This window comes from Lactococcus sp. EKM203L, from assembly GCF_011800585.1.
GTDB lineage: Bacteria > Bacillota > Bacilli > Lactobacillales > Streptococcaceae > Lactococcus > Lactococcus lactis.
In genome coordinates, this window is sequence record NZ_JAALEQ010000008.1 from 71,368 (window position 1) to 78,484 (window position 7,117).

Sequence of the window (7,117 nt, forward strand, 5' to 3'; positions counted from 1 at the left end):
ATTCCTTTATTTGATTATCTTATGAATAAATTATCAGCAATAATCTTCTCATTAAGCCACTGTCCCCAAACAGCTTCTTCGCTATACTCTTTTGCCTTTTCGTAAGCAGAGCGAGAAAACTTGTCCCAATTTGCTTTTGATTGAATAATTTCTGCAATAGAGTCAGCAGCAGTTTGAATTGCTCCATAAGGAACGAGGTATCCATTCTCCCCATTCTCTATCTGTTCAGTCAGCCCATACTTAACCTTATATGCTACAACTGGCACCCCATGATTTAAAGCTTCTAAAACGTTCATCCCAAACGCTTCTCCTTCCGAAGTGTTAAGTAAAAGTCCTGCATTATTTAAAGCAATTTCTAGCGCTTCCTCTGATTGGTAACCTTTAAAGTTAACAACATTTTTTAAATTATTAGTTTCTACAAGTTTTTCTAAATCTTTTTGAATCTCTGAAGGAGATGAATATCCATAAAAATCAAGGCTTGTTTCCGGTAATCTGCGATAAACATTCGCAAAAATTTCTACAACATCAGCTGGTTTTTTCTCTGATGATAAACGCCCAACATAAATAATCTTATTTTTATTTCGAGAAGCTGATTTTTTAACTTTTTTAGCAAAAGTATCAGTGAGAGCTATGACCTGCTTAAAATCATAAAATTTAGTGATTTCATCTTTTTGTTGCTTAGTAGCAACAATTAACCCATCAAAATTATCTTTATACACAGTAAATAAATCATTAAGGTAATCCACCACTGATCTTGAAGCTCCTGCTTGCTGATTATTTTTTGAATGAGAATTATGTAAAAATTGCCATTTTCCTACTGCACCTTCCACACCTGCAACAGCGGGGATGAGTGATGGTCGATCATTTATAAATACGCTTGCTTCTTGACTTGCTATCTCATTCATGAAAAAAGTAAAGAGTTCTTCTTCTCGATTAAATCGTCTATTCTTACCTTTATAATTCAATAATTTATACATTGTTGGATTTAGAATCCCTTGAATATTCATATGTATGATTTCCAATTTAGGAGTTCCATTGATATCAAAAAAGATTTGAGGCCCTTGAGTTCCGTCTGGATGAAAGTATTGTGTAGAAGAAAGAAAACCTCTACGATCCCAAATATCTTTAGCTACTACATGATTCATCGAATCATTATATTCCATTGAACCAACTAATCCAACTGTCGCTGGTGCAATCATTACTTTAGCAATAGTTTTTCCAGCATGCTTAATCAGTGATTCATTAGCATCAATTCCTTCAATATGATATTTTCTTTTATTAATCTTGTTTGTGTAACGCACATCAACATCTCTTCCAGAAACATTTATTACATCTTGAAAATAATCATACATATTTATGACATCATCATGAGTTAAACCTACCCTCTTTAAATCTCCAGATAGTTGAGGATTGTAATTTCTTGTCAAAATTTTAGCTTCAACACGATGATTTTTGAACATTTTCAATCGTTTAATCGCTGAAAATTCTGTCCCAGAATTCAGGGTAAAAATATTCTCATTTACAAAATAATTCATTATCAATACCTTTCAGTTAGATATATTATTAAAACTGATATTAAGCAAGAGCTTTTAGCGCTTCTTTTTTTTCTATGTTTTGGTGTTGCTTTTCTATTTTCTCTATTTCACGAATATCTTCGATAAAACTTGGTTTCTCACTGAGAATATCTGGTTGTTCTGGCGTTGGATAAGAAGAAACCAACTTTTCTACCTTATTCGGAGCTTCAATATTTTTTACGCTAGCTACTACAAGTGAAAATTCTAGTTCCTTTGGATTAAAATTGATTGGTACTTCTGGAAGAACAATTGCAATTCCTCCTTCATTAACAGATAAGAGATTTTGAACTCGTTTAAATTGATTAACTTTTTTCACGCTATTAATAAATGATGAACTTCCAGTAATCGTAGAAAGTAATTGTTTTACATTATCATCTAATGCACTCTTAAAGTAGGTTTTTAAATCAAGATCATTTGGTAGGGAGCTTTCTATTACAATTTTTCTTGTCGGAATACCTGTCATTTTTTCCATTGAATCCAATCGTTTTCTTAAATTACTAATACTTTGATCGTAACTGGAACGAATTTTGGTAAAATGTGTAATTGTATCTTCTAGGTTTTCATCAATCAAAGCTTGAATATGCTCAAGATAAACTTTATGAATTGTCACTTTTAATTCATCAACACTTTGTAAATGCGTTAAGTCTGAAACCTCACTCCCAAGACTATTCGCCAACACTTCAACATTGCGGTAAGAAGCACTATAAATATCCATGTAATTTGGAAGTGAATTAATTGCATTCACAATTTCTTGCAAACCATTCTTAGAATCTGACATTTTAGCAATGTTCTCATTTAATTTAATTGATTCATCCAAATATTGACGATAATCTTTAACTAATAAGGCGAAAACCTGCTCTCTATTTTCATATTCTATCTGCCACTCCCTAAAGTTGGTTAATAGCCTATTTAAGTAGTTTTCAATGTTTGTTCCACGATAAGCTATATCACTATTTCCCAAATCGATAAGTCTTTTCCCTCCAAGTCGTATAAAAATTGAAACCTGTTTTTGATATTCCGCCAATGCTTTAACAAGATCCTTAGCTATTACCTCAGTTTGGGAATAAAATCTTTGAAATGTTTCTGTCCATTTTGATAGTTCGAATTTCCTGGTTAATCTTATTGATGATTCATTAAACTCAATTTCAGGAATATTAAATTCATCTATAAAATTAGAACCGGTTGCTTCATTAATTGGGAAAGTAAACATATCATTTTTAAAGATAAATTGATTCAAATTATGCAAAGCAGTTTCAAAGTCATTATCTTTTTTTAGAACAATATTTCTTAAATCTAAACAATGATTAAATTCTTGAGTCAATCGATTATATAATTCCTGATTGGAATTATATTTTCTCATTTCTTCTTGATATTGCTTTTGAGCAGCCTCTCTAGATTTATCTAAAAATTGATAATCACTATAAATAACTTTGTATTGTTGATTTAGCTTTTCGAGTTGATTACTCATATTTGTATACTCAGGTAATATTTTTTTATAAGAACTATTATACTGAGGATATTCGTCATGCCAATTTTTTGACTGTTCTTTTAAGCGTAAATAAATTTGCTCACCATTTTGGTAAGTTTCCTCTAAAGCTGAGAAATTACTTTCTACTTCAAACTTTAGTCCATCTTTTATGTCTGTCAACTTCTTAAGTTCTTTTTCAGATTCTTTATAGTTTACTAGAATGGATTCTTTATTTGCCGTTGCAATTCTGAGAAGGCCTGCAACATCAGAATATGCTTTTTTAACAATTTCAATATTCTCCTCGCTTTGAGCAAGCTTTTCTTTAGCAGTATCATAAGATTCCTTAGTGGAGTTATACCGAGTTTCAAAAGCTATATAATCATCTTTTATATTTTTGAAAGACGTTTGCTCTTTCTGGAATTCGAGTTCAAGTTTATCGTACTCCTGAGAAATAACTTTAAATGCTTCTTGTGATTGTCCCCGTTGGTGGTTTAGAAGCCCATATTTTGATTTCAACACTTCTAAAACCATTGTAATTTTTTTCTGAGCAGCCAATGTTTGTCTCAAAGAATCATTATAAACTTTTGACTTATCTTTCTTCTCTTCAACAAGGTTTTTCACTAGTTGATAGCTAGCACTGACTTGCTCAAAAACGCTTTTTTGTAGTTTAAACTTTTCTTCCAAAGGATAAAAATCTTTCGCCAAATTATCCACCCTACTTTTGGCTACATCCCTATCACGGGTGATATAACCAATGACAGTCTTGCTCGGATTTTTAAGGCTATTCATCTCCTCAAGATTTTCTTTAAGCTCAGCATACTTAGCATATTCTGCATCATAGCTTTTTTTGGAAATATTATAAGCAATAGCTACTGCTTCATAGTTTTTTTTGTGTTCTTTATATTTTTCTTCCATTGCAGCCAAAGAAGGCTCAACAAAACTATAAATTTCTTTTGAGGTTTTCGCTTCTTCTTCTGTATTCTTTATTTTTTTATCAATAGATTGAAGGTTTTGCTCGAATTTCTGTTTATTAGCTTTAGTTTTTTCAAAATCTTTGACTAGCATCTCCCAATCATTTTTTATGGTATTTGCATGGTGATATTTCTTACGTGATTCTTCAAAAGTTTCTTTCTTTTCCTGATAATTTTTTTAAGTAAATCATAGACAGAGACAATCCCGTTCAAACGACTTTGTGTTGCTTTAAATACTTCTCTCTCTATCACCAATTTACCCTTTAACTCAACAAAAATATCGTTTTTTTCAGACTTTTTATCAATTAACTCTTGTACCTCATCGTTAATTTTTTTTAGAGCTATAGAGTGTTCTTCAAACTTTCTTTGAACTACTTCTCTATCTTGAATAATATTTTCATATTCTTCAGTGATTTCTTGATATTCCTTAAGACTTTGCTCATACTTTTGCTTTATTCCTTCGTATTTGACCATTTCAGAAGTATACTCTTCTTTTTTATCAGCCATCTTTTGAGAAAGTTGATTAAAATCTTCTAAACTACGATTTAATACCAGATATCCTTTTTTATATTCAGCTAAATCATTAAAGTATTTTTCTGAATGTTGTAGATATTTTTCAAGTAGTTGTTTGTGTGTTCTCAATTCTGAAGAATAGTTACTCCTTCCCATCATATTACTCACTTCCTTTTGCCGTATTGCCACTCCTAATTCTTTACTAGCTTTCAATTCAATTTGACTGTCAGGAATCTCCCTTGACGACGATTTTTGCTCTTTCGAATTTTTCAAGAACAAACTATTCAAAATATTAAGTTGTCTGCCTTGTTTCTTCATTAACGAACCCAACCTCTCTAATAAATAAAGTTTAAAAAATAATAATAATAAATAATAACATTAGGCAGATAGATATTTTTATCTATCCGCCTAAAATTGGAAAGGATTCGTTTCAAAAGATTAACTTAACTTTTAAAAATCCTTTATGTTACCAGGGAAGAGTTTGAGCTATCCACTCCTTAAAACCATCAGTATTAATTCCATACCACTGATTATTAATATCGGCGCTTTTCTCATTAACCTGTTTTTGAAGTTCTGGAGTCCAGCCAGAGAAAATATCAGAAACATTTTCGATAAGTATACGCTGTTCCTTTAACCATTTTTCCTCATCTATTGGCGAAAATTTTTGGGATTTCAAATACATATCTGTTAAATAGTTTTCAAAATCAGATTGTAACCTTTCAGGCTTCCATTTACGAATCATTTCAAACCAATGCCTGTTTTCTCTTGCCCAAATATGAGCTTGATAATTAAACATATTTTCAGAATTTCTTGTAATGGATTTAGGATTACATAACCACATGTAAACGACTTCTTCAAGGTAACATTTATCAGTTGATAGTATACAAGCCAAACCAACAAAATAAGTATCTTCATAAATTGGTAAATCAACCAAAAATCTTAAATTTATCATTTCTAAGTAAGTACGTTTATACCACTTTCCATAAACAGCTTTAACATCTTTATTATTATGAACTATGTAAGTATAGGGATTTCCGGCAACTTGTTCCCAATAACCGGCCAATATCATTTGATGGCCTTGATTAGCCGCATTATAAAACGGCCATAATGCGCCCACATAGTAGAGAACATCATCAGCATCAATAAACATAATGTATTCACTCTTAGAATGATCTATACCGTACTGCCTAGCAACACCCGGCCCACTACTTGATATTTCATGATAATTAATTTCAAGTTTGTCTGCTAAAACATCAAACTTTTTTAAATTAATTGGTTCTCCCCCATCATTAACAAGATGGACATCCAGTTGTGAAAGATCAATTCCAATCTGATTATAAATAGATGCTAACGGAAGCATTAGTTCCGATTCCGTCTGCCCCTTGAAAGGAATGATAATACTTACTTTTTTCATATTTTTTAGTTTCTTCCCTTTATGATTTTCAATGGTATAATCTTTGAAATTTTAAATTTGCGCTCATAAACTATCTGCTTTAATCATAAGCAAATTAATTTTCTTTACGACGTTTTACCTCAGTAAGAGTAAGTACACCAAGTAAGGCCCCAAATCCTAGAGCTAACGCTTCTTCGCTACTTAAAGAAACATCACCAGTTTTTGGTAATTTAGTATTACTTGTGCTGATTCCAACAGGAGTTCCAAGAGGAGTCAATGTTGAATTTTGAGTCTCATTAGAAGTATTTATTTTAGTATTTTTACCAGTAATGGTACCATCTGGATTAATTATTTCACCGTTTGGAAGATGAATTGTGCCATCTGGGTCAATAACAGTACCTTCAGGAAGATCAATAGTTCCTCCAGGCGTTTGAACTGTACCACCGCCAGGGAGCGTAATGCTTCCATCTGGGTTTGAAATAGATGGACCATTTGGTTTAACCTTACCGTCATCACCTGTGCCAGTTTTACCGTCTTGTCCAGGTAATGTAATAGTACCATCTGGGTTAACGACATTGCCACCTGGGAGATGAACTGTGCCATCTGGGTCTACGACACTTCCTCCTGGAACATTAATCGTTCCTCCTGGTGTTGTAACTGTACCTCCTCCGTCTGGGAGAGTGACACTTCCATTATCACCTGGAATAATTGGGCCGTTTGGTTTAACCTTACCGTCATCGCTTGTACCAGTTTTACCGTCTTGTCCCGGTAATGTAACAGTACCATCTGGGTTAACGATATCACCACCTGGGAGATGAATCGTGCCATCTGGGTCTACTATTGTTCCTCCAGGAACATTGTATGAGCCATCAGGACGATCAACTTTTCCTCCATCACTTGGAAGTGTAACACTTCCGTCTGAACCTGGTGTCAATGGTTGATCCCCAGTTACAGTAACATCATCATCTGTACCTGGCTTACCATCTTTACCTGGTAAGGTAACGGTTTTACCGTCACTAGGAGTAGTTGGGTTTGTTGTTCCGCCTGAACTTGAGCCGCCATCTGTGCTTGATGTTGGGTTTGTTGTTCCGCCTGAACTTGAGCCACCATCTGTACTTGATGTTGGGTTTGTTGTTCCGCCTGAACTTGAGCCGCCATCTGTGCTTGATGTTGGGTTTGTTGTTCCGCCTGAACTTGA

The 7,117-nt window shown here is 33.3% G+C and carries 5 protein-coding genes; all 5 read right to left on the minus strand.

The window, feature by feature from the left end; translation table 11 throughout:
• Window positions 1–14: 14 nt before the first annotated feature.
• Entirely contained in the window at window positions 15–1,535 is a 1,521-nt protein-coding gene (asp1, locus tag HFD15_RS11705) for an accessory Sec system glycosyltransferase Asp1 (RefSeq protein ID WP_109991055.1), read from the minus strand.
• Window positions 1,536–1,575: 40 nt separating this feature from the next.
• Window positions 1,576–4,107, minus strand: a complete 2,532-nt coding sequence (locus HFD15_RS11710) for a hypothetical protein (protein ID WP_238785361.1) — start codon at window positions 4,105–4,107, stop codon at window positions 1,576–1,578.
• Window positions 4,108–4,121: 14 nt separating this feature from the next.
• Complete coding sequence (locus HFD15_RS14400; protein ID WP_235586233.1) at window positions 4,122–4,844, minus strand: hypothetical protein; 723 nt, start codon at window positions 4,842–4,844, stop codon at window positions 4,122–4,124.
• 148 nt (window positions 4,845–4,992) lie between these two features.
• Window positions 4,993–5,940 carry a glycosyltransferase family A protein gene (locus HFD15_RS11715; RefSeq protein WP_058208178.1) on the minus strand — a complete coding sequence of 316 codons (948 nt, stop codon included), beginning with the start codon at window positions 5,938–5,940 and terminating at the stop codon, window positions 4,993–4,995.
• A gap of 94 nt (window positions 5,941–6,034) precedes the next feature.
• Window positions 6,035–7,117, minus strand: a 1,083-nt coding sequence (locus tag HFD15_RS11720) for a hypothetical protein (RefSeq protein WP_202983284.1), incomplete at its 5' end; no start/stop codon positions are given.

Bases quoted from the DNA above. Each gene is read 5' to 3' on its own strand.
- HFD15_RS11715 (WP_058208178.1), bottom strand. From the start codon at position 5,940: ATGAAAAAAGTAAGTATTATCATTCCTTTCAAGGGGCAGACGGAATCG.
- HFD15_RS11710 (WP_238785361.1), bottom strand. From the start codon at position 4,107: ATGCTAGTCAAAGATTTTGAAAAAACTAAAGCTAATAAACAGAAATTC.
- HFD15_RS14400 (WP_235586233.1), bottom strand. From the start codon at position 4,844: ATGAAGAAACAAGGCAGACAACTTAATATTTTGAATAGTTTGTTCTTG.
- asp1 (WP_109991055.1), bottom strand. From the start codon at position 1,535: ATGAATTATTTTGTAAATGAGAATATTTTTACCCTGAATTCTGGGACA.